At 44.2% G+C, this 24,279-nt stretch carries 19 protein-coding genes; 13 read left to right on the top strand and 6 right to left on the bottom strand.

Translation table 11 applies throughout. The features are described from left to right. The first annotated feature begins 241 nt into the window (after positions 1-241). The 7 genes from MHM87_RS11310 to MHM87_RS11280 all read left to right on the top strand — a co-directional run bounded on the left by MHM87_RS11310 (position 242) and on the right by MHM87_RS11280 (position 10,002). On the top strand, positions 242-1,384 hold the full coding sequence (locus tag MHM87_RS11310; RefSeq protein WP_239247232.1) for a paraquat-inducible protein A: 1,143 nt from the start codon (positions 242-244) through the stop codon (positions 1,382-1,384). After that, positions 1,381-3,033: an intermembrane transport protein PqiB gene (pqiB, locus tag MHM87_RS11305; RefSeq protein WP_202940857.1), complete on the top strand. Its 1,653-nt coding sequence runs from the start codon at positions 1,381-1,383 to the stop codon at positions 3,031-3,033. The genes MHM87_RS11310 and pqiB overlap by 4 nt, the downstream gene beginning before the upstream one ends. 177 nt (positions 3,034-3,210) lie before the next feature. Continuing rightward, positions 3,211-3,822 carry an ABC-type transport auxiliary lipoprotein family protein gene (locus tag MHM87_RS11300; protein ID WP_239259111.1) on the top strand — a complete coding sequence of 204 codons (612 nt, stop codon included), beginning with the start codon at positions 3,211-3,213 and terminating at the stop codon, positions 3,820-3,822. Positions 3,823-3,824: 2 nt separating this feature from the next. Next, positions 3,825-4,940, top strand: a complete 1,116-nt coding sequence (locus tag MHM87_RS11295) for a GGDEF domain-containing protein (protein ID WP_239259109.1) — start codon at positions 3,825-3,827, stop codon at positions 4,938-4,940. Positions 4,941-5,079: 139 nt separating this feature from the next. Then, entirely contained in the window at positions 5,080-6,228 is a 1,149-nt protein-coding gene (locus tag MHM87_RS11290) for an efflux RND transporter periplasmic adaptor subunit (RefSeq protein ID WP_014948891.1), read from the top strand. 9 nt (positions 6,229-6,237) lie between these two features. Continuing rightward, positions 6,238-9,417, top strand: coding sequence for an efflux RND transporter permease subunit (locus tag MHM87_RS11285; RefSeq protein ID WP_239259107.1), 3,180 nt, complete (start codon positions 6,238-6,240; stop codon positions 9,415-9,417). 93 nt (positions 9,418-9,510) lie between these two features. Further along, a complete protein-coding gene (locus MHM87_RS11280) occupies positions 9,511-10,002 on the top strand; it encodes a GNAT family N-acetyltransferase (RefSeq protein ID WP_239247238.1) in 492 nt (163 codons plus the stop codon). Positions 10,003-10,089: 87 nt separating this feature from the next. On the opposite strand, the gene MHM87_RS11275 is transcribed toward MHM87_RS11280, so the two are convergent. Together MHM87_RS11275 and MHM87_RS11270 are read right to left on the bottom strand one after the other, a co-directional pair. Then, entirely contained in the window at positions 10,090-12,171 is a 2,082-nt protein-coding gene (locus tag MHM87_RS11275; protein ID WP_239259104.1) for a TonB-dependent siderophore receptor, read from the bottom strand. Positions 12,172-12,680: 509 nt separating this feature from the next. Beyond that, positions 12,681-13,295, bottom strand: coding sequence for a TetR/AcrR family transcriptional regulator (locus MHM87_RS11270; RefSeq protein ID WP_014976048.1), 615 nt, complete (start codon positions 13,293-13,295; stop codon positions 12,681-12,683). 209 nt (positions 13,296-13,504) lie between these two features. Here MHM87_RS11270 and MHM87_RS11265 point away from each other — a divergent pair, with 209 nt between their 5' ends. Together MHM87_RS11265 and MHM87_RS11260 are read left to right on the top strand one after the other, a co-directional pair. Continuing rightward, complete coding sequence (locus MHM87_RS11265) at positions 13,505-14,587, top strand: efflux RND transporter periplasmic adaptor subunit (protein WP_168532711.1); 1,083 nt, start codon at positions 13,505-13,507, stop codon at positions 14,585-14,587. A 3-nt stretch (positions 14,588-14,590) separates the two neighbouring features. Continuing rightward, positions 14,591-17,632, top strand: coding sequence for an efflux RND transporter permease subunit (locus MHM87_RS11260; RefSeq protein ID WP_239259101.1), 3,042 nt, complete (start codon positions 14,591-14,593; stop codon positions 17,630-17,632). A 103-nt stretch (positions 17,633-17,735) separates the two neighbouring features. Here the strand turns inward: MHM87_RS11260 and MHM87_RS11255 are convergent, their stop codons facing one another. Both MHM87_RS11255 and MHM87_RS11250 read right to left on the bottom strand, forming a co-directional pair. After that, positions 17,736-18,155, bottom strand: coding sequence for a CBS domain-containing protein (locus tag MHM87_RS11255; RefSeq protein WP_239259098.1), 420 nt, complete (start codon positions 18,153-18,155; stop codon positions 17,736-17,738). Between the two features lie 112 nt (positions 18,156-18,267). After that, positions 18,268-18,765 (bottom strand): YgjP-like metallopeptidase domain-containing protein, encoded by a 498-nt coding sequence (locus MHM87_RS11250; protein WP_239259094.1) that lies wholly within the window; start codon positions 18,763-18,765, stop codon positions 18,268-18,270. A gap of 72 nt (positions 18,766-18,837) precedes the next feature. On the opposite strand from MHM87_RS11250, the gene MHM87_RS11245 reads away from it, so the two are divergent. Continuing rightward, complete coding sequence (locus MHM87_RS11245) at positions 18,838-18,999, top strand: diguanylate cyclase (protein WP_343213323.1); 162 nt, start codon at positions 18,838-18,840, stop codon at positions 18,997-18,999. Here MHM87_RS11245 and MHM87_RS11240 read toward each other — a convergent pair. Then, the gene (locus MHM87_RS11240; RefSeq protein ID WP_014948879.1) at positions 18,976-19,542 is read right to left on the bottom strand and encodes a cytochrome b; all 567 of its coding nucleotides are present in this window, start codon (positions 19,540-19,542) and stop codon (positions 18,976-18,978) included. The genes MHM87_RS11245 and MHM87_RS11240 overlap by 24 nt on opposite strands. Positions 19,543-20,022: 480 nt before the next feature. Between MHM87_RS11240 and asd the strand changes: the two genes are divergently transcribed. Next, positions 20,023-21,147, top strand: coding sequence for an aspartate-semialdehyde dehydrogenase (gene asd / locus MHM87_RS11235; RefSeq protein WP_014948878.1), 1,125 nt, complete (start codon positions 20,023-20,025; stop codon positions 21,145-21,147). A gap of 118 nt (positions 21,148-21,265) precedes the next feature. Here the strand turns inward: asd and MHM87_RS11230 are convergent, their stop codons facing one another. Beyond that, a complete protein-coding gene (locus MHM87_RS11230; RefSeq protein ID WP_049585881.1) occupies positions 21,266-21,625 on the bottom strand; it encodes a VOC family protein in 360 nt (119 codons plus the stop codon). A gap of 125 nt (positions 21,626-21,750) precedes the next feature. Here MHM87_RS11230 and MHM87_RS11225 point away from each other — a divergent pair, with 125 nt between their 5' ends. After that, a complete protein-coding gene (locus MHM87_RS11225) occupies positions 21,751-22,998 on the top strand; it encodes a tetratricopeptide repeat protein (RefSeq protein ID WP_239259088.1) in 1,248 nt (415 codons plus the stop codon). Further along, on the top strand, positions 22,992-24,275 hold the full coding sequence (locus MHM87_RS11220) for an ATP-binding protein (RefSeq protein WP_239259086.1): 1,284 nt from the start codon (positions 22,992-22,994) through the stop codon (positions 24,273-24,275). The genes MHM87_RS11225 and MHM87_RS11220 overlap by 7 nt, the downstream gene beginning before the upstream one ends. The last annotated feature ends 4 nt before the right edge of the window (positions 24,276-24,279 follow it).

Below are 24,279 nucleotides of genomic sequence, written 5' to 3'. Positions count from 1 at the left end.
CGCCTTTTCAGGAATAAACGACTTACCTGCTTCTTAATTTTTCCATATACACTACGAATTTCGTTTGCTATTTCCATCACTTAATCGTCAATTATTGTTGTTATACTGATAAATACGACTGGCTATACTTCCCGACATGCCTGCAATAAGCTATGCTGTTGATTCTAAAAATCAACGGGTTATACCTCTAGGCTGCTATCTATCATACAACGAGCATACAAAAAGTGGCGTGCAAAAGCACATGGCTGAATCAAATACGTTATCTATAGTTTGTGAGCAATGCCATACTCAGGTACACATTCCCGCCCTAGCACACAGGCAACGTGCCGTGTGCCCAGTATGTAACCACACACTAATATCTCATCGCGATGGCGCAAGCGAAAAGTTGCTCGCTTATACTTTCAGTGCTCTGATATTTTTATTACTTTCGTTACCTTTTAACTTTCTGACATTTAAAGCTAGCGGTCAAAAGCACAGTATTGACTTGCCCACCGGCATTACCGTACTCATTGAAAACGATTATTTATCACTAGCGATAATAACCAGCTTAGCGACGCTACTGCTGCCCGGAATGGTACTCGGCGGCCTGCTATTGTTATCGTTAGCTCAATTACAAAACCGACGCCCCTTTTACTTGCCGCGGCTTTACAAACTTGTGAAAGCCCTCTTACCGTGGAGCATGGCAGAAATTTTTCTTGTTGGTACCTTGGTTAGCCTTATAAAAATTACCGAATTGGCCGACGTTTCCATAGGCCTATCATTTTACGCATTCGTTGGCTTTTCAGCGTTCACGGCTCTTTGTATATCCCAATTTGATCCCACACGCTACGCCATGTGGATGTCTCAAGGCCAACCACCACAACCTAAACCACTGTGTGAAGCACAAGCGCAAGAGAGTATTCAGCGCACGTGGGCGTTGTTGATCACCGCTTGTATCTTATATATTCCTGCTAATGTACTGCCAATTATGTATACTGAATTTTTTGGCCAAGAGACGCCCAATACCATTATTGGTGGTGTCATATCGTTGTGGGAATCGGGCTCGTATCCAGTGGCGATTATTATTTTAGTTGCCAGCGTGGTAGTGCCAGTGGCAAAAATTATCATTCTTGCTTGGCTGAATTTTTCCGTACAGCGAGAGAAAACCACTTCAAAACAATTACGTATACGTTACTACCGCATCACTGAGGCGATAGGCCGCTGGTCGATGATAGACGTTTTTGTTGTAGCAGTGCTGGTATCCCTTATTCAGATGGGGAATACCATGTCTATTTATCCGGGCCAAGCGGCACTCGCCTTTTGTGCCGTTGTATTTGTAACGATGATAGCCGCGATGACGTTTGATTCGAGGCTAATTTGGCAGCAGTGGAAGCAATTACCATGACCACAAACGATCCGAACATTAATGAAGCTAAGGTCAAACCGACCTCGTCCATTTCTCGCATTTGGATTATCCCAATTCTTGTTATCGTTATTGGTGGCTGGATGGTGTACTACCAATGGAAGAATCAGGGCCCTCTTATTACGATAGAGCTGCATTCGGCAACAGGTATTGAGGTGAACAAAACACCGATAAAAGTGCGTGACCTAGATATTGGGCAGGTAAAAAAGATAACGCTAAAGCCTGACTTAAACGGCGTACTTGTCACGGCCAGAATTGATGCTAGCGCGGCCCATCTACTCAATGAAAATGCAAAGTTTTGGGTTGTCGCCCCCCGTATAAGTTTTTCAGAGGTTTCAGGGCTTAACACCCTCTTGTCTGGCAGCTATATTGCCATGTCAGCCCGTGATAAAGGCAAAGAGCAACTCCATTTTACGGCACTTGAGCGCCCACCGGTTACGCCTCCTGGCACTCCAGGGCTGCATGTTATGTTAAAAAGTGACGACGAATTTGCCTACAAACCTGGCGATCCTGTTATTTATAAAGGGTTTAAAGTTGGCGAGTTTGAAGACGCTACCTTTAATATTGAAGAACGTGTGGTGTATTACGACGCATTTATTGAAGCGCCTTACCATAAACTCATAACCAACACGACACGTTTCTGGGATGTTAGCGGTGTTAAATTGTTGCTTGAATCGAACGGTGTAAGCGTTGAAACAGGCAGCTTGGAAACCTTATTAGCAAACGGTATCACCTTTGGGATCCCTGACGGCGTGCCAAAAGGTGAACAAGTGCTAGATAACGCCTTTTTCACAATTTATGGGGATAGCACATCCGCCTCAGATGCACGTTATAAAGTCGCCGCTGAATACTTGCTACTTATCGATGAAAGTGTGCGAGGTCTAACCGTTGGCGCACCGGTTGAATACCGTGGTATTGAAATTGGCAACGTAACTGCTATCAACTCCTTCCCTGCTTTAGATGGCAACATTTTGGAGCGAGATTATCCCATCCCCGTGCTTATTAATATTTACCCCGGTAAAGCAAGGCAGCCAGATACCAAAGAAGGCCTTAGTGCAATAAAGCAAACCATTCGAAACTGGCTAGAAAGAGATCTTCGCGCATCGCTACGCATGGGTAATGTATTAACAGGTGGTTTGTATGTAGATTTACAGCATGTACCTGATGCCGACAGTAACAGCGGCATTGAAGTGATTAACGGCTACGAAGTAATTCCAACTGTTAGTAACGAGTTCACGCAATTGACGCAAAAGGCCGACGCAATTTTAGACAAAATCAATCAGCTTCCGCTTAAGGAAATGGTGGAAAATGTGCAGTTAGCCGTTGAAGACATGCGTTTAGCTGCTGAGTCTGTGGAAACGGCAAGCAGCGACTTTGATGTACTTATCGCTGATATTGATGCGAAAGCATTAAATAGTAATCTTAATCAGGTTCTTGTTAGCCTTGATGGCCTGCTTAAAAATTACAGCGAGGGTGGTTTTAACCAGTCTGAGATAAAAGAGACCGTTGATGCGCTGCAAGAAACCATGCGCAATATTCAGCCTTTATTGTTAAAGCTAAACCAGTCTCCGAATAGTTTAATATTTTCAAAGGATGATGAAGCGGACATTCAACCTAAAGCAAAGAATTAGCGCAGCAGAGTCAAACAAATGCGCGGTTAATTTTCGAGCAAAAATGGTGTAAAAAATGAATGCTCTTTATCCTTGATAATTAGCCGATGTTAAGAAAGTAATACGCTACAGTGAATGTCAATTGACAGTAATGCCATAGCGAAACATTCAAAAACAAGGATGGAAGGAATAAATAGAATGATACAGCAGTTTAATGTTTTCCCATCTCAACCTACAGGTAAAGCGCTGTTTATCGGTGTATTTGCGCTTTTCACCTGCGTATTATCGGCGTGTAGTAGCGCGCCTCGTTCGCTGACATACTATTTACTTCACACCACGGGTGACAGTGCATATACCGTAAACAAAGCATCAACAGCTGTTGTAATAGATAAGATAACCCTACCGGAATATCTCAAACACCGTGGGCTTGTGTACCAAACCAGTGACACCAACTTGCATATCTCAACCAGTCACTTGTGGGCCGAGCCTGTAGACGAAGGGCTTACTAAGGCGCTAACCAGCGCGTTAGCATCAAAGCAAGTGTCATTGCTTCGCCCCGATCACTACGCAAGTGAAGAAGCCATTCATATGGCGTTGCACCTCAATGATTTTGTCAGCACCTATGAAGGGGAAGTTATTCTATCTGGCCAATATGTGATTACTCACGTGGAAGGCCAAACGCAAAGCTACCCATTTTTATACAAAACGCTCCTTGAAGATGATGGATTTTCTCCAAGTATCAAAGCAATGAGAAATACTATCCAACAACTTGCAGAAGATATTAGAAAAACTGTGACAAAATCTGCTTAATCATGTTCGGCTCTCTCAAGCAATACGTATTTAGTGGCGTAAGCCGTCACTACAAAGATGAAACCAACAGACGCATTATGGTGGTGAACCTTTTTGCGGCAGTGGGTATGTCTATCACGTTCTTGCTTGGCTCCAGGGCTTTTATTGACGGTGAATATTCCCTTTCCACTACCCTATTTACTGCCAGTGTAGTATTTGCTATTTCACAGCGGTTACAAGTTCGGTTTGCATCAGCCAAAGCTCGTACATGGTCTATAACACTTCTCATTATCTGTTTAATGGTACTAACTCTCCTACTGCTGATTACCGGTGGTAAAGACAATACCGGTCCCCTTTGGATTTACTTGGTGCCGCCAGTCACTATGTTTTTTGCAGGCTTTGTCAGAGGCCTCATCGCACTTATTGCCTTCACGCTAGTTAGCGCCATCGTACTTTTCGGCTTCAATGACGCTTCATTTGTAGCAAACTACACCTACGCGTTTAAAACTCGTTTACTGTATTCTTTTTTAACCGTTTCATTTCTGTCGGCGTTTTATGAGTACAGTAGACAAAAAAGTTACGACACCGCACTTTATTTAAGTGAGCAGTTTGAGCGCCAGGCCAAGCATGACCACTTAACTCAGTTATTAAACCGGCGAGGGGCGCAGCAGTGTCTAGAGCGCGAGTACGCAGGAATGCTGAGAAGCAAACGTAAATTTTCGGTCGCCCTTGCAGATATTGACCGCTTTAAAAGTATTAATGACACCTTAGGCCATGAACAAGGTGACGAGGTCCTTCGTCAGATTTCAAAAGTGTTTAGTTCTCGCCTGCGAGGACAAGATATTCTCGCACGGTGGGGTGGCGAAGAATTCATGTTCATCTTTACCGATACCGATGAAGCGGGTGCTGTAAATGCTTTGGAAAATATTCGAGATATTTTGAACAACGCACCGCTTAATATTAACGGTAGCGAGATCCATGTAACGAGTAGTTTCGGGGTGAGCGAAGTTAATCCCGATATAGATATTTCCTGCGCCGTTCGTCGAGCAGACCAAGCACTTTACTATGCCAAAGATAATGGTCGAGATTGCGTGTGTGAATTTTCGGCGCTGAGCTCCCCCTCTTTTTCAGAAAACTAAACCAATTTCCCTGTTTAAATTAGTAGGGATAACTGACTTTACACAAAATTGACTCATGTTTAGTTACATTTGCGCTGTATTCCTGAAACACTTTAGCGCTACACTATGTAAAGTATTCGCTATAAAAGTAGATTTAGCCATGAAATGGATGAAAGTTGCACTGCCTATTGGTGTTTTATTAGTAGGCTACTTAGGTATGAAAGGAATCGAAGCCTCTGCCTCTGATAATACTATTACAGAAGAAGTTGATACCCGCCCAACGGTGACTATTGAAGCTTTATCGCCAGAAGACGTGCGCGTTCAACTTACCTCGTATGGCGAAATAACGCCCCTTGAAACCACAAACCTTGCAGCTCAGGTATCGGGAGAAGTTGAGCGCTGGAACCCTAAGTTTGTGAGCGGCGGTCTGGTTCGACGTGGCGAAACCTTATTTGAAATAGAAGCTGACGCATATGAAGCGGCATTGTTGCTGGCTGAAGCTAACCTCGCTAGCGCGCAAGCACAGCTTATCCAAGAGCAAGCCCAAGCTGATGTCGCTGCCAAAGAAGCGAAAACGATGCCTAACGCACGGGTTACTGACCTTTACCTTCGCAAACCTCAAGTGATGAGTGCGCAAGCTGGCGTAAAATCAGCTGAAGCGCAGCTTAAAATCGCAAAGCGTGACTTAGACAACTGTAAGGTAAAAGCACCATACGATGCACTTATAGTATCTAGAGATATCAGCACTGGTGACTATGTAACTCAAGGCACGCCAGTCGCTGTCATTAACAACATCGAATACGCTGAAGTAACCTTCCCTGTAGCCGGCTTTGACCGTGTTTTTCTAGCAGACAACACCATTGGTAGTGAAATCGCCATCGAAGTAGATGATGTGCAGGGCGCTACTGTAAAAGGTACCATTCACCGTGATACGGGTGTGGTAGATAACACCACGCGTATGAGCTATTTCGTTGCCCGTATTGAAGATCCTTACGCCATCAATTCGTCGAAGCCTATCGTGAAGTTTGGTTCATATAGCACAATCGCATTTGAAGGAAAAACCCTTAGCGATGTGTACCGCGTACCTCAAGAGTTGGTAACCAATAGATTGTTATGGACGTTAGATGACGAAGACAGATTAAAATCGCAAAAGGTTAAAGTTGTTCGCGAAGAAAATGGCGACTTCCTTATTCAAGGCGATTTCAATGCCAAAAAAGTCGTGATGAGTTTGCCCGAATATCCTCAAAACGGTATGCCTGTTAAGGTCATTGAGACCACGACCGAAATTGTGACAGCAAAAGCGAACTAAGGAGCTGTCATGGAAAACCACAACGATACACAAACCGGCATTATTTCTTGGTTCGCCAGAAACTCGGTGGCCGCCAACCTACTGATGATTTTTATCATCATCATGGGGATAGCGAGCTATTTCACTATTCAGCGTCAGATGTTTCCAAACATCGAAATAAACTACATCACCGTTGAAGCCAACTACCCTGGAGCTTCACCTCAAGAGATTGAAGAGAGTATTTTCATTAAAGTTGAGGAAGCGGTAAAAGACATTACTGAGATTAAGCGTACGGTTTCACGTGCATTTCGCGGTGGCGGTGCAGTTACACTGGAAATTGATACCAAAGCTGAATTAACAGATGTACTTGATAAGGTGAAGCTTCGCGTTGACAGTATTGCCACCTTCCCTGCAGGCATGGAGCCGGTTAATGTTTCCCAAGTAGAGTTCCAGCAGCAAGTTATCGAAATGCCTATTGTCGGTGACTTGCCTTTATCAGAACTCAAAGTACTGGCAAAAGAGGTGGAAGATGAGCTTCTACAACTTGGCTCTATCTCTTTGGTTGAAGCCAATACGCCGGACGATGAAATTGCCATCGAAATTAAACCTGATACGCTTAGGAAGTACGGTTTAACTATTGCCGATGTCACACAGGCAATTAATAGTTACTCTGCCAACATTTCCGCAGGTCAGCTTAGAACTAATTCAGGTATCGTATCGGTACGTGTTGAAAACCAGTACTACAGCGGCGATGAGTTTAAGCAAATCCCTATTAAAATTGGCACAGGCGGCGCTAAGGTAACCTTGGGCGATGTCGCTTATATCAACGATGGATTTGTTGAAGGTGAACGCTACTTTAAATACAACGGCATGAACGCTATCTACATTGCCGTTAAAGCCACTAAAACCCAAAACACCATTCCTGTAGCCGAAACCGTAAAAGCCTATATTGATCAGAAAAACGAAAGCCTTCCTCAAGGAGTAAGCCTAGAAATTCTGGTTGATATGACCTATTACCTTAACGCTCGTTTAGACATGATGTTGTCGAACCTGGTTCAAGGCTCAATTCTAGTGGCGCTAATGTTAACCCTGTTCTTGCGCTTTAGGCTTGCCGTGTGGGTTATGGTTGGTTTACCGGTATGTTTCCTTGGTGCCATGATGCTAATGCCTTTGTTTGGTGTAAGCATAAACATCCTTTCGCTGTTCGCATTTATCATGGTACTGGGTATTGTGGTTGATGATGCGATCGTTATTGGCGAGAGTGCTTACACCGAAATTGAAAGCAAAGGTGGCGGTGTTGACAATGTAATCCGCGGTGCCAAGCGCGTAGCTACGCCCGCCACATTCGGTGTTTTAACTACTATCGCCGTGTTTGCTCCGTTTACACTAAGCAGCGGGCCTGAAGGCGCGTTCTTCTATAATATCGCTGTTGTCGTAATTTTGTGTTTAGCATTCAGTCTAGTTGAATCTAAGCTCATTCTGCCGGCCCACTTAGCCCACACTAAATTTTCCCCAGTTAAACAAAATAGCTGGCGGTCGCGTTTTAACAAGCGATTCTTTGCTTTTGTTAACGGTCCTTACAAGCGTTCTCTAGTGAAAGCGATTGAATGGCGCTGGGCTGTACTCATGATGTTCGTCGCAATGCTAATGCTAAGTATGGGGCTTATTGGTGCTAATTACGTAAGAATGGTCCCCAATCCGAAAGTACCTCATGACTTCCCAAGCGTTAAAATAGAGATGAATGAAAACGTCTCAGATTTAGCAACCATTAACGCGTTAAAAATTGTTGAGCAAACAATCTTAGACGTTGAAGAACAAATCATCGATGAGTTTGGTCAAGGCATGATAAGAGACCGTCTGGCGTTTAACGATGACAGAACTGAAGGCCGTATTTTAACGCCATTAGTTAATGAAGAAGACCGCCCTATCGACACGTTTGAGCTTGCTCGTCGCTGGCGCGAAGCCATTCCTGAAATTACCGGCATGAAATCATTTACCGTAGTTGATGACGTAAACGGTGATGGTGATGACGGCGAATTTGGTTATTTACTCTTTGGCCCTGATATCGACACCCTAAACGCAGCAGGTCTTAAGTTTATTGAAATGCTGCAGCAGCAAGAGGGCTTGTTTGACGTTAGCTCAACTATCGACCCTCCAAGCAAAGAAGTACAAATGACATTGCTTCCAGTTGCGTACGACTTGGGTCTTACTCTATCTAACATCGCTTCTCAAGTAGGTGCAGGCTTCTACGGCGGCGAGGCACAACGTGTTATTCGAAACGGTGAAGAAGTGAAAGTAATGGTGCGCTACCCAGAACTTACCCGCGAACGCTTCGCCGACTTGAAGTACTCTTTGATCACCACGCCTAATGGTCAGGAAGTTATGCTGGGTGACGTTGTGGCCTTAGAGGAGAAACCAGGTATAAGCTACATTCGCCGTGAAGGTGGATACCGTAGCGTTTACATTTGGGGCAATATCGATGAAGAAAAGATTGAGCCAAACGAAGTGGTCACTGAAATTAGAGAGAAGCTACTTCCTCAATTAAAAGAGTCGTTCCCGTCGGTTATGACTGAACTTGGTGGTGACATTGAGGAGCAGCAAGCGCAACAGAATGAGCAGATATTGTTTTTCTTAGCTGCCATGATCATGGTGTATATCCTTCTTGCTGTACCACTTAAAAGCTATGGGCAACCACTTATTATCATGTCGGTTATCCCATTTAGCTTTACAGGCGCAGTCTTCGGCCACTTTGTGCTGGGCTTAGACTTATCTATGATGTCTAACTTTGGCCTAATCGCTGCGGCAGGGGTTGTTATCAATGACTCACTAGTCATGACTGACTTTGTGAACCAGCGCCGTGCACAAGGCTACAGCATTAAAGAAGCGGTGACCGAAGCTGGTACCGCGCGCTTCCGAGCGATTACGTTAACCTCAATCACTACGTTTGTGGGCGTACTGCCCATTATGTTTGAAACAAGCCTACAGGCAGCGTTTGTTGTACCAATGGCTGCGGCACTCGGTTTTGCTGTACTTTACGCTACGCTTGTAACGCTTATATTGGTGCCGTGCTTGTACTTAATACTGCTTGATTTACGTGGTCCGTTTACGTTTATTAAGCGCAAGATTGTACGCAAAAAGCCTACTAAGGGTGACGACGGCAATAGTACTTCACACACACATGTACCTCAGCCAAGTGCATCGATGGACTAGCTTTTATCGCTGAGAAAAGCTACAAACACCTAACTGTTTTAAAATGAGCCTTTATTGGCTCATTTTTTTTGATTATTTATGATGGGAGTCACCATGAGCAACACCATTTCAATAAGACCAGCCACGCCTGAGGATATTTCACAAATTCGCCAGTTCATTCTGGAACTTGCTATTTATGAAAAAGCAGAGCATGAAGTAGAAGCAGATGAAGAAGCGCTATTAAAAACATTATTCGGAGAAGGCGCAACCGCGCATTGTGTAATGTGTGAAAGCGCTGACGCGCCTATTGGTTTCGCTGTGTATTTCTTTAATTACTCAACGTGGCAAGGACGCAATGGTCTCTACCTTGAAGATTTGTATGTTTCACCAAAATCACGTGGCCTGGGTGCAGGGAAAGCATTATTGCAACACTTAGCTAAAACAGCGGTAGAAAACGACTGCGGGCGTTTCGAATGGAGCGTTTTAGATTGGAACAAACCCGCTATCGATTTTTATGAATCGCTTGGTGCTAAACCCAAGAGTGAATGGCTAGGCTATCGAATGGATGGACAGACACTTATCGACTTTGCAAAGCAAGGCGAATAAATTACAAAGCCCTGAATACCGTTAGCTGAGATACAAAAAAGCCATTCGCTTTTACGAATGGCTTTTAATTAATGGTTGATGGTTAGTTTAGAAAGAACCAATCAATGATAGACGCGCATTAATCGGCGCACCTACTGTTACCTGATGCGTAGAGTGAGCATTAGGGAAATACAAAGTGTCAGTCAGGTTTTCAACGTTTAACTGAAGGCGCATTTTGTCGCTAAGCGTGTAGTAAGCAGACGCATCAACACGCGTATAGCTAGGTAGTACAGGCGATGAAGCACTTGTCGATACCTTACTTTCGTCCTGATATGTAGCACCAATGCCGAAGCCAAATACTTCATTCACTTCGTAGGTTGTCCACACAGACATCGTATTATCAGGCAGCTCACGAAGCTCTACGCCACTTGCGTTTTCGCCATCAAGGTTGCTGTAGTTTGCAGTAATATACCACTTGTCTGTGATATAACCTTGCAGCTGTAGCTCAAAACCAGATACATCTGAGTCAACTTCAACAAAGCTTTCAGGGTCATTCGGGTCGTTATCCAATGACGTCTGCTCGTTCTCAAAGATAGCTGCTGTAAAGCTCATGCTGTCGTTGAAGTCCCACTTAACACCAATTTCTTGGTTCGTGAACGTGTCTGGATCTAGCGCGTTTGCGTCGCCATTAATATTCGCATATTGCTCGCCGCTGCGTGGCAAGAATGACTCACTGTAGCTAGCGTATATAGAGATATTTTTCTGTGGCTTATACACTAGGCCAGCACGCGGTGACACTTCTTCGTCTTTTCTGCTGCGTGTCTCTAAAACTTCAGGGTCCGCGTTGAATACTTCAATATCGAAGCTGTCAAAACGTGCACCTAGTACAAGGTCGAAGTTGTCTGATAGTGCAATTTCATCTTGAACATAGAAAGAGTATACATCTAAGTCTACATGCGTATCGTCGTTCAAGTCAGAGAAGTCTGCTGTAACTGTTACGCCTTCAGCATTTGTACCAGTTAAACCACGGAAGCTTAACGGACGTGAAATATTAAACGTTTCTCTATCACCGTCAGTGGAATCAAACACAGGGTTGTAACGATCTTGGTTTGACTTGGTATTAATAACCTCACCACCGAAGATAACCGTGTGCCCAATGCTTCCCGTTTCAAATTCGCCAACTAGGTTAGAAGACAAGATCATGTTTTCACGCTGCGTAGTATCAACGTATCCGTCTAGCGTTACTTGCTCAGTCTCAGCGTTATAACCTGCCGCATAAAAGTTCGAGTAAACTTTGTCATAGTCACCGTAAAAAGCGTTGAAGTTACCTTTCAGGTTATCTGAGAAAGTGTGCTCAACGTTTGCACGGAACACGTCAGCGCCCAATGTTTGGTAGTTGTTATCTGGATCGCCAAACACGATTTCTTCAAACGCTTCTACTGGTTCACCGTTGGCAGTTGGCACACCGCGGTCAATAAAGCGCTCGTGGTCGATATATTCATATGACACATCAACAATTGTGTCATCGCTTAGCTCAAAGCGTGCCGTTGGGTTGAAGCCGTAACGGTCTCCGTAGAAGAAGTCGCGATGGTTGTCTAGGCTTTCGTACATGGCGTTAATGCGCAGGGCCGACTTATCGCCCGTGTCAACATTGGTGTCTAACTGTAAGTTATATGCACCAAACGTATTAGCAGATACGTTGTAGTTTACAAACTTATCGCTCGTTTTCGCTTTCTTAGATACACGATTTAAGATACCGCCCGTACCACCGCGACCGAATAGCAACGCATTTGGACCACGAAGAATTTCTACCTGTTCAACATTGTAAAGTGCACGGTAGTATTGAACGTCATCACGGTTACCATCTAAGTAGAAATCTGCAGTAGAGCGCACACCACGGAATACTACCGAGTCGCGGTGACCTTCACCTTGCGATGTATTAACACCTGGTGCGTAGTCAATAATTTGTCCAATGCTAGTAATACCGCGAGCCGTTATTTCTTCAGCCGTAATAATCGACAAGCTCTGTGGCACGTCGATAATAGGTGTAGGGCTTTTAATTGAGTTGGACTGGTTAACCGAAAGGTACTTACCTTTCACCGTTAGTCTCTCAATATCTTCCATATCAGCAGCAAAAGTTGCTGGGCTTAGAATTATCGCAGCAGCAATACTCGTAAGTTTGAATTTCAAAATTGCTCTCCAAGTGTTCTGTAAGTGTTGTGTGTTTACTTTTAAAAATCTGTAAAACCCTATTATCACGACCCGGCTTTCTGCCGAATTTTGCAATTGCAAATAATAATAGTTGTTATTTTTGGTCGGGATATTATAAAAATTTAGAACAAATGACGAGAGCAAAAGCGACAAAATTTAAAAACTCTTTATAAATTTTCTTAATTTATTAGATGAATAAGACTCAAATCGCGCCAAAATAGACTAAAGAATGAGCAGATGAATATATTTCATACGATTGTAGAGGCGCATATTGCAGGTGTCGGAGGACGAGCGACAGGGAGAACAAACAGCTAAGTGAAAAGGTATTTACTGGCTACATCATCTGAAGTGTAGTCCGTTTGAATCAAGAGGGATCTGTGAAGTTAGCGCGAAGACGGATAAGCGGAAAAAATGTTTGGGAAGTAAAAGTTCAATGGCCCTTCAATACTGAAAGAGCCTTGAACAAACTCATCGATATAGCCTGCCAACTACACAACAGCATAGCGGCTTAAAATCAAAGCCACTGTGTGTTTTGCTAAACTCTTCTTATCGTTATCGCTGAGGGAATCTTCAATTTTGAACAGCTGAGGCCAAAAGCACTGCCCTTTTACTAAGCTATCAATTTCATCGACAACCCGATCCAAGTCGTCAAACGCGAGTTTATTGTCGGCTTTGGCATCCTTTAACCAGCGGTGCATAGCCGTCTCTTGGGCTTTTAATTGCGCAACTTCATCTTTTAGCTTTTCCGGCTCGTAGAAGAAGTGGCCAATCGCAACCCGAGCTAAATCGAGGTGTGATTCACTCACCATAAACTCAATGTCTTGCAAAATAAGGTCTTCTAGCTGCTCGTCTAGCGGAAGCGTAGCATCGTACTTTTTATTAATATTTAAAATAGCCGTTTGCCACTGCTGCGTAACCAAATGCATCACCAGCTCTTCTTTTGTAGAAAAGTGATTGTACACAGTGCGCTTTGACACATTTGCCAGTTCAGCCAGCTTATCCATGCTTGTGCCGTTAACGCCAAACTCTTGGAATGCCTGTGTTGCCGCCTGAATAATGGCTTCGCGTTTGATGTCGCTACGCGTACGTGTGTTGCCTACCATATGGAAATTCTCAAAATTAGTTATCCGCTACATTAACCCGATCATTTTACACCGAACAGTTTACTTTTCAATGTGACCGCACTAAAATGCACTCGCCAGTTTACTTTAGGTAATGGCTATCTTTGCTGCCGTTGTGCATAGCATCACTACCTGAGTTTACACATCTATACTTTAATTACCCTGACTATGGATTACATACACCTATGTCCATGATGCGATTCTCTCACATTTTATTTTTAAGCGTTTTATCGGTTTCCACTTTAAGTGCATGTTCTTCCGAAGAGCCTGCCGAGCAACAAGCAAACGTTGCACCTCGTTATGTCAAACTCGCTACGGTTAGCAACATTCCAGATTTTGACGAATTCACCTTCCCTGCCGTTGTATCGGCAGTGAAAACCGTCGATTTAAGCTTTGAAGTTTCAGGCCGCCTTATCCAGACCGACTTGGTGACAGGCAGTGACATCAATAAAGGCAAGTTACTGGCCACTATTGATCGTAAACCATTCGAAAGACGCGTGGACGAGTCTACGACACGACTTGATCAGGCCAAACGAGAGCTTGATAGAATTGAGAAAATGTTCGCTCAAAAGCTAGTTGCACAGAGCTCTCTAGATACTGCAAAAACATCTTACGAACTAGCGGTTATCGACTTAAAAAATGCAGAGCAAGATTTGAGCTACACACAGCTATACGCCCCTTTTGATGCAAAGGTATCTCAACGACTTGTTGAAAATAACAGTTTTGTTGCCGCAGGTACGCCGATTGCTCGCCTGCAAGATGTGTCTAAAATATACTTCAACATTAATGTTCCTGAGCGCTTACTTACTGCCAATATTGGCCGTGGGATAAAACAAGCCAGCGCCACATTAGCCACCAATCGCAGTCAGTGGTATCCGGTGAACTATGTAGAGCACTCTACTCAACCTGATCCTGTGTCCCAAACTTATGAAGTGGTGTTTGCCATGGAGCCTCGCGAAGAACTTCCCCTAACACCGGGCGCGCGCGCAGTGGTAAAAGTCAGCCTACAAGGTAGCCTTTATCCAGAAGGCTTTATTGTGCCTGTAAGAGCACTTGTAGGTGACAAGGACTCAGGCTTTGCAGTGTGGGTATATAACGATGAAACAAGTTCAGTGGCCAAGCAAGCCGTAAACGTTAAGCATATTGAAAATGAGCTAGCGATTATTGAGGGTAAGAGCCAAGGAGAAATCACCCTTGGCCAGCAAGTGGTTGCTGCTGGAGCAACACAAATGCGTGCAGACATGAAAGTGCTTCCTTACCAAGGAGAGAAGTAATTTATGGATATCGCACGCTATTCAATTGATAAGCCCGTCAACATTTGGCTAATGGTAGTCATCCTGCTTTTAGGCGGCGTTTTGGCTATGAGTAAAATTGGTCGCTTAGAAGATCCTGCGTTTACCATCAAACAGGTAAAGGTATACACCAACTATCCTGGAGCCAGTGCTGAAAAGGTAGAACGTGAAGTCACTGAACGCTTGGAAATTGCCATTCAGCAAATGCCGCAGTTAAAGGAAGTGACGTCAGTTTCATCGCCGGGCCTTTCAGAAATTACCGTTGAAGTTAAGAGTACTTACGACAGTAACCTCTTACCACAGATATGGGATGAGTTGAGAAAGCGACTTCGCGACACCGCAAGCTCGTTGCCAACGGGGGCACAAAACCCAGTGGTATTTGATGATTTCGGTGACGTTTACGGGCTTTATTACGCGTTAAGTGCACCTGATTTCGATACTCGGGAGCTTCGAGAATTCGCCCGAATTATTCGACGTGACCTGCTTACTACAGAAGGCGTTGCCAAGGTAAATGTCACTGGCGTTCAAAAAGAACAGATAGTGGCCTATATCAACCCTTATCAACTCGCTGGCTTAGGCATTTCATTTCCTGATCTCGCCTCTCTTTTTGAAGACAACCTGCGCCCGTTCAACGGCGGCCGTATTAAAGTTGACGAAAAAAATGTGCGCCTAATTGTAGAGCGCGCGCCAGACAGACTAGAAGAAATATCTAATCTGTCAGTGGTAGTGCCTGGCACAAACCGTTCCCTTCGGGTTGCTGATATTGCCACGCTAAAGTTAGAGCCTGCCGACATACAGCCCGTTCATGTACGCTACAACGGTGAAGAAGCACTTACGCTTTCAGTATCAGCGTTGACCGACGTTAACATTGTTGATGTGGGCGAGCGCGTTAACGCAAAAGTAGAAAAGCTGCTTCAAGAACTGCCTGTCGGTATTACGCTTACGCCTATTTACGATCAGGCCTCAGTCGTCGACGAATCGGTTACTGGCTTTATTAATAACCTCGTTATGTCGGTGGCGGTTGTTACCTTAACGCTATGTTTGTTCATGGGATGGCGCTCAGGCGTTGTAGTTGGCTCTGTGCTTCTTGTCACCGTACTAGGTACTATTCTAATCATGTGGCTTATGGATATTCAGCTTCAAAGGATATCACTTGGTGCCATGGTTATCGCCATGGGTATGCTGGTAGACAACGCTATCGTAGTTGCTGAGGGGATGATGCTGCGCATGGCCACCGGCTCAACAGCCAAAGAATCAGCCAGCTTTATTGTTAAGCGAACGCAGTGGCCCTTACTTGGCGCAACCGTTATCGGTATTGCGGCTTTTTCAGGCATAGGTCTTTCAAACGATGCTACAGGCGAGTTTCTTTATTCATTGTTTGCCGTAGTGTTGGTTTCCCTCATGATAAGTTGGGTATTAGCGGTAACCTTGGTGCCCGTGCTTGGCGCATATTTTTACCGCAAAGGTATTGGGCAAACCACAGGTAACGAACTCTCTGCATCGCAACGCTGGTTTAAGCGTGCACTTTTAGGCGCACTTAAGCTTCGTTGGGTAACCATTGGTGCACTGTTTGTTATTACTATCGTGGCTTATGGAAGCTTTGGCATGGTAAAACAAGGCTTCTTCCCTCCGTCAAACGCGCCGCTGTTCTTTGTGCATTATTGGGGCCCGCAAGATAGAGATATACGTGCCACTGAAGTCATTGCAAAAGAAGCTGAAGCTCGTATTTTGGGAATGGAAAACGTCACGGCTGTAACCACCTTTATAGGGCAAGGCGCCGATCGTTTCACCCTCACTTATGCACCTAAAAGTGCTAACGAAAACTATGCGTTTTTCATGGTTCGTGCGAATGAACTTGATAATATTCCGGCTATTCAAAGCGCGCTTGCGAGTAAGCTTACCGACCTAGACTTCGACGCTAGCTTTTATATGGAGCGCATGCAGTTTGGCCCCGGCTCTGGTGCAAAACTTGAGGCCCGTTTTTCAGGCCCAGATACTGAAATACTTCGCGAACTGGCGGATGAAGCCAAAGCACTGCTTTTTGCTGACGGACAAGTGAAAGACGTTCGACATAACTGGCGTGAAAAAGGCTTTGCTATTAATACGCAATTTGACAACTACAACGCAGGGATTGCTGGCGTTTCGCATAGTGACTTTAGCCAGACTATACAGTATGCAAGTAGCGGCGTTCAGCTAGGTACGGTGCAAGACGGTGATTATGCTTACAACATTATTGCAAAGATGGGTAAGGCAGAAGATACCGAGCTTCAATCAATACGTGAATCACAAGTATGGTCTACGCAACAGCGCCAATATGTGCCTTTCACACAGGTATCTCAGGGCTTGGAGTTAATGACCGAAGAAATGCGTATTCACCGTCGCGACCGCGTTCGCACCATTACGGTAGAAGCTGAGCCGGGTGACGATGAAACTGCAGCCAAAGCGTTAGCGAGAATCCGCCCACTTATTGAAGACATAGAACTTCCAGCTGGATATTCATTAGAATGGGGTGGCGAATTTGAAAGCTCTAGCGATGCACAAAAAGCGCTGGGCGCTGGCTTGCCTGCTGGCTTCCTAGTCATGTTTATTATCTCAGTGTTGCTATTCGGTCATGCTCGTCAGCCGCTGATTATCTGGCTTGTAGTACCTATGGCTATTGTTGGTGTAGTCTCTGGTTTATTGAGTACCGATATGCCGTTTGGCTTTATGTCGCTACTCGGCTTCTTAAGCTTGTTTGGCATGCTTATTAAGAACGCTATTGTACTTATTGAAGAAATTGACCTTCAGATAGAAGAAGGCTTAGCCATTCGCCAAGCGATTGTTGACGCTACTATCAGCCGTGTACGCCCTGTTTCACTGGCGGCGGTAACGACCATATTAGGGATGGCGCCGCTGCTGTTCGACGCCTTCTTTGCCGATATGGCAGTGACCATTATGGGTGGCCTGGCCTTTGCGACGGTACTTACACTTATCGCTGTGCCCGTACTCTACAGTTTGCTGTTTAAAGTCAGCTACCGCAAAAGCTAACGCTTTAAAACTAACGGTCTCTTTACCGCAATTTATAAACGCAGGTAGAGAGACCACTCCCCTTTCAAGCGGTGTTCACTATTAATAACATACGAGTACCGACCTAACGCTTTGCCTCCACCCTACTTTGCATAAGCTTCATCACATCGCGCCACGACACCATTCCTACTGGATGCCTTTTCGTGTCGATAATAGGAATGCAGGAAATTTTGTGGGAATTAAAAAGCTCAATAGCCGAATAAACAGAGTCACTTGGGTTAAGTGTAATGACTTCACGAGTCATGATTTGGTGCGCTTTTTTATCCAATGTAGCGCGATCAAGCTTTCGTTCGCTTAGGGTATCTACAAAAGGACTAATCGATTTCATCAAGTCTCTGTCAGATATAATCCCCTGCAGCTTATTGTCATGCACCACGACCAAATGATGAAACTCCGCAGCAGCAAAGAGCTCGCGCAATGACTGTAAACTGTCATCCATGTGCACGCTAACCACCCGCGTAGACATAATTTTAGCAATGCTCATTAATACTCCTCATTAATTCCAGTGCTTCGGCTTTAATTTAGTTATAGCAAGCACATGACAATTGTACCTAACACGGGTTAAACATAGCGACACCTGATGAGGCGTTCACATGTTACGTATACGGGTTTTCTCCCATTGATAAAGCCACACAGAACAAGCGTAAATCCAGCTCTAGTTGATGATAATCTGGCTCCATATAGCAGCAAAGTTTATAGAAGGCTTTATTGTGGTCTTTTTCTTTAAAGTGCGCCAGTTCATGTACTACAAGGGCTTTTAACAAGGCCTCTGGGGCATAGAGTAAATCGTTATTAATGGCCAAGTCGTGTTTGCGCGTTTTACCCTGCATACGGTAAGTATGCGTACCTAGCGCGTTAGTTATCATATCACCTTGCTTTTTAAACGCGGCGCGCCCAAACGGTGGCGCATTTTTTAAGTATCGCTTTTTTAATTCCGTCGCGTACTGATACAGCAATTTGTCGGTGGTTATATCATGGGCCTCTGGGTATTTTTTTAGTAAATAACGTTGTAGCCGATTGCTGGAAATGAGCTGTAAGGCTTGCTCCACAATAGTTGAAGGGTAGCCGTTAAAATACCGAGCATATTCATTCACGTTTTTTCTCCTTTACGGGAAGAATTATAAAGCAAATTGGAGCCGTAGACAGACTTTGGTGCACTCACAGGTATTTATAATCGCAATGGCGGTGAAAAGCTGATTGCGAAGTTAATGAGAAAAGACCACCACTTCGCTCTCGCGTTAATTGACCTGAACGGCTTCAAAGCGGTGAACGATATTTTCGGTCATGATACGGGCGACGAAGTACTACTCCCCAATGGTTTTGCCTAGCATGCGCTTCAATGTGCCATCTTTATCAACGAAATGATGCTTAAGAGCGCCAGCAATGTGTAGCAAGAGTGCGACAATAACGGTATAACCAAGATAGAAGTGTATAGCGCCACCTGCTTTGGAAAGCTCGTAATTTATCGGTAGCGTTTTCTCAGGATCTTCAACACTATAATTTGGCGCGAAAACCTCCAGGCCAAAAACTGACAGCCCGTGCCCACCCAATACCGACGCCATCAAGCCTGAAATTGGCATTAAGAGCGTGGCGATAATCAACACCCAGTGCACAACTGACGCTAATTTGTGCTCTATTGGCTTATAGTTAGCAGCAGCGCTAGGCCAACCATTTTTCATGCGCCATACCACACGTGCTAGTGCGACAAAGAGTACAAGAAAACCAATCGCTTTGTGCCAGGGGTATAGTGCATACACACCGTTTTCCGACATGTAAATCCCAGTGGCAAGCAAGCCAATAATGGTTAATCCAACCAACCAGTGCAAAAATACCGTAGTGGTAGCAAATTTGTTATGACTATCGTACTGCATGCGTTTCTCACTTTTATTTTCATATTAAGAACTACGTTTTCCTTAAAGCGTATCTCAATATTGTATATCTCCTCACACATTGTGAGGGATTAATTCTATTTATAAAGCAATTTCTAGACCGTAAGCAGTGCATAGACACAATGAGGGGTTAATAAAGGTTCGCTCTCTACCCTGCGCTTTGATTGCTCCTTCAAGTGTTTTGTTGAAATTTTTTGCCATGAACTAGCCGTTTCTAAAATGCTTATATCAGCGATAGATTATTTATAAAAACCATCTAGCCAGCGGGATAAATAACACTTAGACTGCAAAGACAAAAATAAAAACGACAGGTATTGCGCCAGCACAATAAAGCAGCGGCGTTCGACATCATTCTACGTTCAATTGATAAACACGTTAATTCATAAGTACATGTGTTAGCGTTGAGCAAAAGGCATAGGTGGTGAAGTACTTTTCATTTTAGTAACAAGGGTTCTCAATTTAATGTCACAACAAAAAGTAGGTTTAGTGGGCTGGCGCGGTATGGTTGGCTCAGTATTAATGCAGCGCATGCAAGAAGAGCAAGATTTCGCGCACATTGAGCCCACCTTTTTCACTACCTCGCAAAAAGGTAGTGCAGCACCAGATTTTGCTGGAAAGGATGCTGGTGTTCTAGAAGATGCGCACGACATCGAAGCGCTATCTAAACAGGATATCATTATTACCTGTCAGGGCGGCGACTATACAAAAGCCGTGTACAACGATTTAAGAGCCACTGGCTGGAACGGTTATTGGATTGATGCTGCGTCAGCGCTTCGTATGAAAGACGATGCCGTAATTATTCTAGATCCAGTAAACCGTAAAGAAATTGATAGTGGCATTGAAAAAGGCATTCGTACCTACGTAGGTGGAAACTGCACGGTTTCCCTTATGCTTCTGGCACTCGGTGGCCTGTTTGAGAAAGACTTGGTTGAATGGGCTTCGCCAATGACCTATCAAGCCGCTTCAGGTTCAGGTGCACAGCACATGCGTGAGCTAATTAATCAAATGGGTGCAATTCACAGTAATGTGAAAGCTAAAGTTGAAGATCCTGCTACCGCGATTTTAGAAATTGACCAGCAAGTGTCTGAGTTTATTCGAAGCGCAGACTACCCTAGTGAACAGTTCGGTGTTCCGCTTGCGGGTAGCTTAATTCCGTACATCGATTCGCAACTACCTTCAGGTCAAAGCCGCGAAGAATGGAAAGCCCAAGCGGAAGCCAACAAGATTTTAGGTATTAAAGGCAGTGAAGTGCCGATTGACGGTATTTGTGTACGTGTTGGCGCCATGCGCTGTCATAGCCAGGCTATCACACTTAAGCTGAAGAAAGACTTGCCTCTAGCCGAAATTGAAACAATCTTGGCTAACCACAACGACTGGGTAAAAGTGATTCCTAACGATCGCGATGCGACGATGCAAGAACTTACGCCAGCGAAAGTGACCGGTACACTGTCTATACCCGTAGGCCGTATTCGCAAGCTTAACATGGGTCCTGAATATATCTCGGCATTTACTGTCGGCGATCAGCTATTGTGGGGTGCCGCAGAGCCGCTTCGCAGAATGCTGCGCATTGTGCTTGAGCAAAAGTAACGACAAGCTTATAGCTAATTAATCTGAATTTAGAGCGCCTTGCTGTGTCATTACACGCAAGGCGTTTTTTATCAGACTATAAAAGCCAGAATCACTAGACTTCGTAGACACGATAGCGCTATTTTGCCGACTCAGACCAAACAGCAAGCTCATTACCACCTGGTTCGACAAAATGAAAGCGACAGCCCCCCGGGAAGTCAAACAACGGTTTAGTAATTGCTCCACCTGCTTTTTCTACACATTCTTGCGATTCAGAAATGTTATTAGAATACAGCACCAATAAAGGCGCCCCACTTTCTGCCTTCATCACACGTTGTGCAGAAAAAATCCCTCCGTCCATGCCAGCATTGCTAAACGCACTGTATTCACTGCCATAATCGGTAAAAGACCAGCCAAACGCACTTTCAAAAAACGCTTTTGAGCGGGGAATATCTAGAGATGCAAATTCGACATAGTTGAGTTTGGTGCTTTCTTGCATGTCACTCTCCTCTTTTTAAAAAATGATGAGCTCATACTATCACCAACTTTAGACTTATTGATTAAATTCTAAACGTGCTTAATCGTTTAACATAAGACAAATAGCATTTATTCGGGTCACTTAGTTTGCAGCATTTTATTAGTTTGGCTTTATTGCTTGCCCTAACTTGGAGTATGGGAACGGTTAGTGCTCATGCATCTATCTCAGACAAGGTCAGCGAAATTAAAGTGGACGTTGAGACCTTAGTGCCTATGCCTATAGGGGCAGCAATAAAAAAGCTTGAAACTTGGTTGTTATCTGACACATTAACGCAAGATGAAAAAAGAAAAGTGGGCGCGCTTTATGTTCAGTACCAACTCTCGATACACCAACGCCCTTCCGAAAAAATCTTAAATTCGCTGATTGCGTTGCAAGACAACTCGAGTGAAGGGCTTACAATCGCTACTGGTGTAGCAAGAATGTATGGTATTTCAGCAGACTACGACAAAGCCTACGAGCACTTTAACCGCGTTGTTGCAGCGCCTGATATTCCACCAAGCGTAAAGGCCTACGCGCTTATTTACCAGGTATTAACTTACAGCGAGGGGCAGGTTTTTGCGCCTAACGCTGAGCTTATCAACACGGTAAACGATATACTAACCAAACATACGCTTACCAAGCTTCGACCGTTGTACTATGCAATTGTGGCAGACTACTATCAATCAGTCAGTGCTTATGACATTGCGCTATCTTACTATGAGAAATCGCTTGAGGGCGCCAAAGTTGAAAACCAGCGAATTTTGGTCAGTGACAACCTATACGCCATTGGTATTCTGTATAGAAATTTAGGAGACTATGGAAAGGCTATCGACTACTTTGAGCGTGCCATAGAATTCGACTCACAAATTGATATTAACTATTCTGAGTTCCTTGCCACTTATGGTATCGCCACCACCTACTATCGTTCAGGCAATCTCCAGAAAGCGCTGACACTGTCTGATATTGTTCTTGCTCATCCTCTCTCATCTTCTTTTTACAATAGCGAAATTTACCGTTTAAAAGCGGAAGCTCACCTTAGTTTAGGAGAACTGGATAAGGCGTCAAACGCGCTTAATAAAGCACGTGTACTCTACGATGAAAACCGCGAAGCCGAGCAAACGACTTGGCGCGCACAGCTGGACAAAACAGAAGCCTACATTACTGCTGCGAAAGGTGATTACGCGCTGGCATTCAAACAATTTGAGGTTTTCCATGAAGCCTATTTGAATGCAAAGAAATATGAAGACTTAGAGCTAATAAAAAGCGCCAACTTAATTGATCAGATAACCCAAGAGAAAGACAGAGCAAATCAACTTGAGAATGAGAATAAAGCATTCGAGGAAGCGCTTTGTTGAAAACAGAGGCTCAGCGCACCCAATCACTTTTTTCCACGTTGCTCGTCATACTTATTACACTCACACTAGTAACAATTGTTATCATTCTTATTTTATTGAGTAAATCAAGACAGGCTAATGCGCTTTACTTAACGGCGAAAGAAAAAGCAGAATTAAACAATCGGTTGAAGTCTGAGTTTATTTCTAATATTAGTCACGAGATTCGCACGCCTTTAAATGCCATAATTGGTTTTGGACAATCATTAGCGAGCCGCGCAGCAGACGTGCAAGCAAAGGATCTTACCAAGAAAATCGTCAATGCATCTGAAATGCTGCTTCAACTTATTAACGACCTACTCGACTTTTCGAAGATTGAAGCGGGCAAGCTAACGTTGGCTATCAGGCCTCACGACATCAATGAAAGCCTGTGTACATTAGTCGACATATTTTCAGACCAAGCGAAACGCAAAGGATTAGTGCTCCAGCTTCATATCGACAAAAACCTTAATAACGATTTGATGTTTGACGAACTTAGATTTAAGCAAATATTGGCAAACCTAATAAGCAATGCCATCAAGTTTTCTGATAAAGGAATTATAGAAATTGGATTATCCGTATCAGAGTCGAACGATAGTCATTGTGCCCTGCACTGCTGGGTAAGAGACAACGGGATTGGTATTTCGAAAGAAAACCAAGTAAAGCTGTTTACGCCTTTTACGCAAGCTGAAAGCTCCATAGCGAGAAAGTATGGCGGCACAGGCCTAGGGCTTAACATCAGTAATAATCTGCTTAAGCTAATGGGCTCTTCACTAGCGCTTGAAAGCGAATTAGAACGAGGCTCTACTTTTTCTTTTGATGTCACGTTTGCTGTTGCAGCAGATATTGATGCTCCGCTGTCTGAGACAACTCAGCAACACGTTACGCTAGAAGGCGCTCGTGTCCTCCTTGCAGAAGACAACGACATAAATGTTGAAGTAATAAAAGCGCTTCTTGATGAATTCCATTTAGATTTAACACACGTATCAAACGGACAAAAGGCCATTGATGCATTGAAAGCGTGCACTTATGATTTGGTACTAATGGATATCCAAATGCCTGAAGTTGATGGGCTTAGCGCCACACGACATATAAGAAATGTGCTTAAGTTAAAAACCCCCATTATTGCCCTGACGGCTAACGCCATGCAGCAAGATATCGACAACTGTCACGCGGCAGGAATGGATGCCCATGTGGGCAAGCCCGTAGACAAGGCTCGCCTTGTTAACACACTAGGTGAGTTTCTTGCTCACTCGGCGTGAGTAG

The sequence above is a fragment of the Alteromonas sp. Cnat3-28 genome (assembly GCF_022348265.1).
Taxonomy (GTDB): Bacteria; Pseudomonadota; Gammaproteobacteria; order Enterobacterales; family Alteromonadaceae; genus Alteromonas; species Alteromonas macleodii.
The sequence above is the reverse complement of the archived record's forward strand: the minus strand, read 5'-3'. Positions and strand labels throughout refer to the sequence as shown.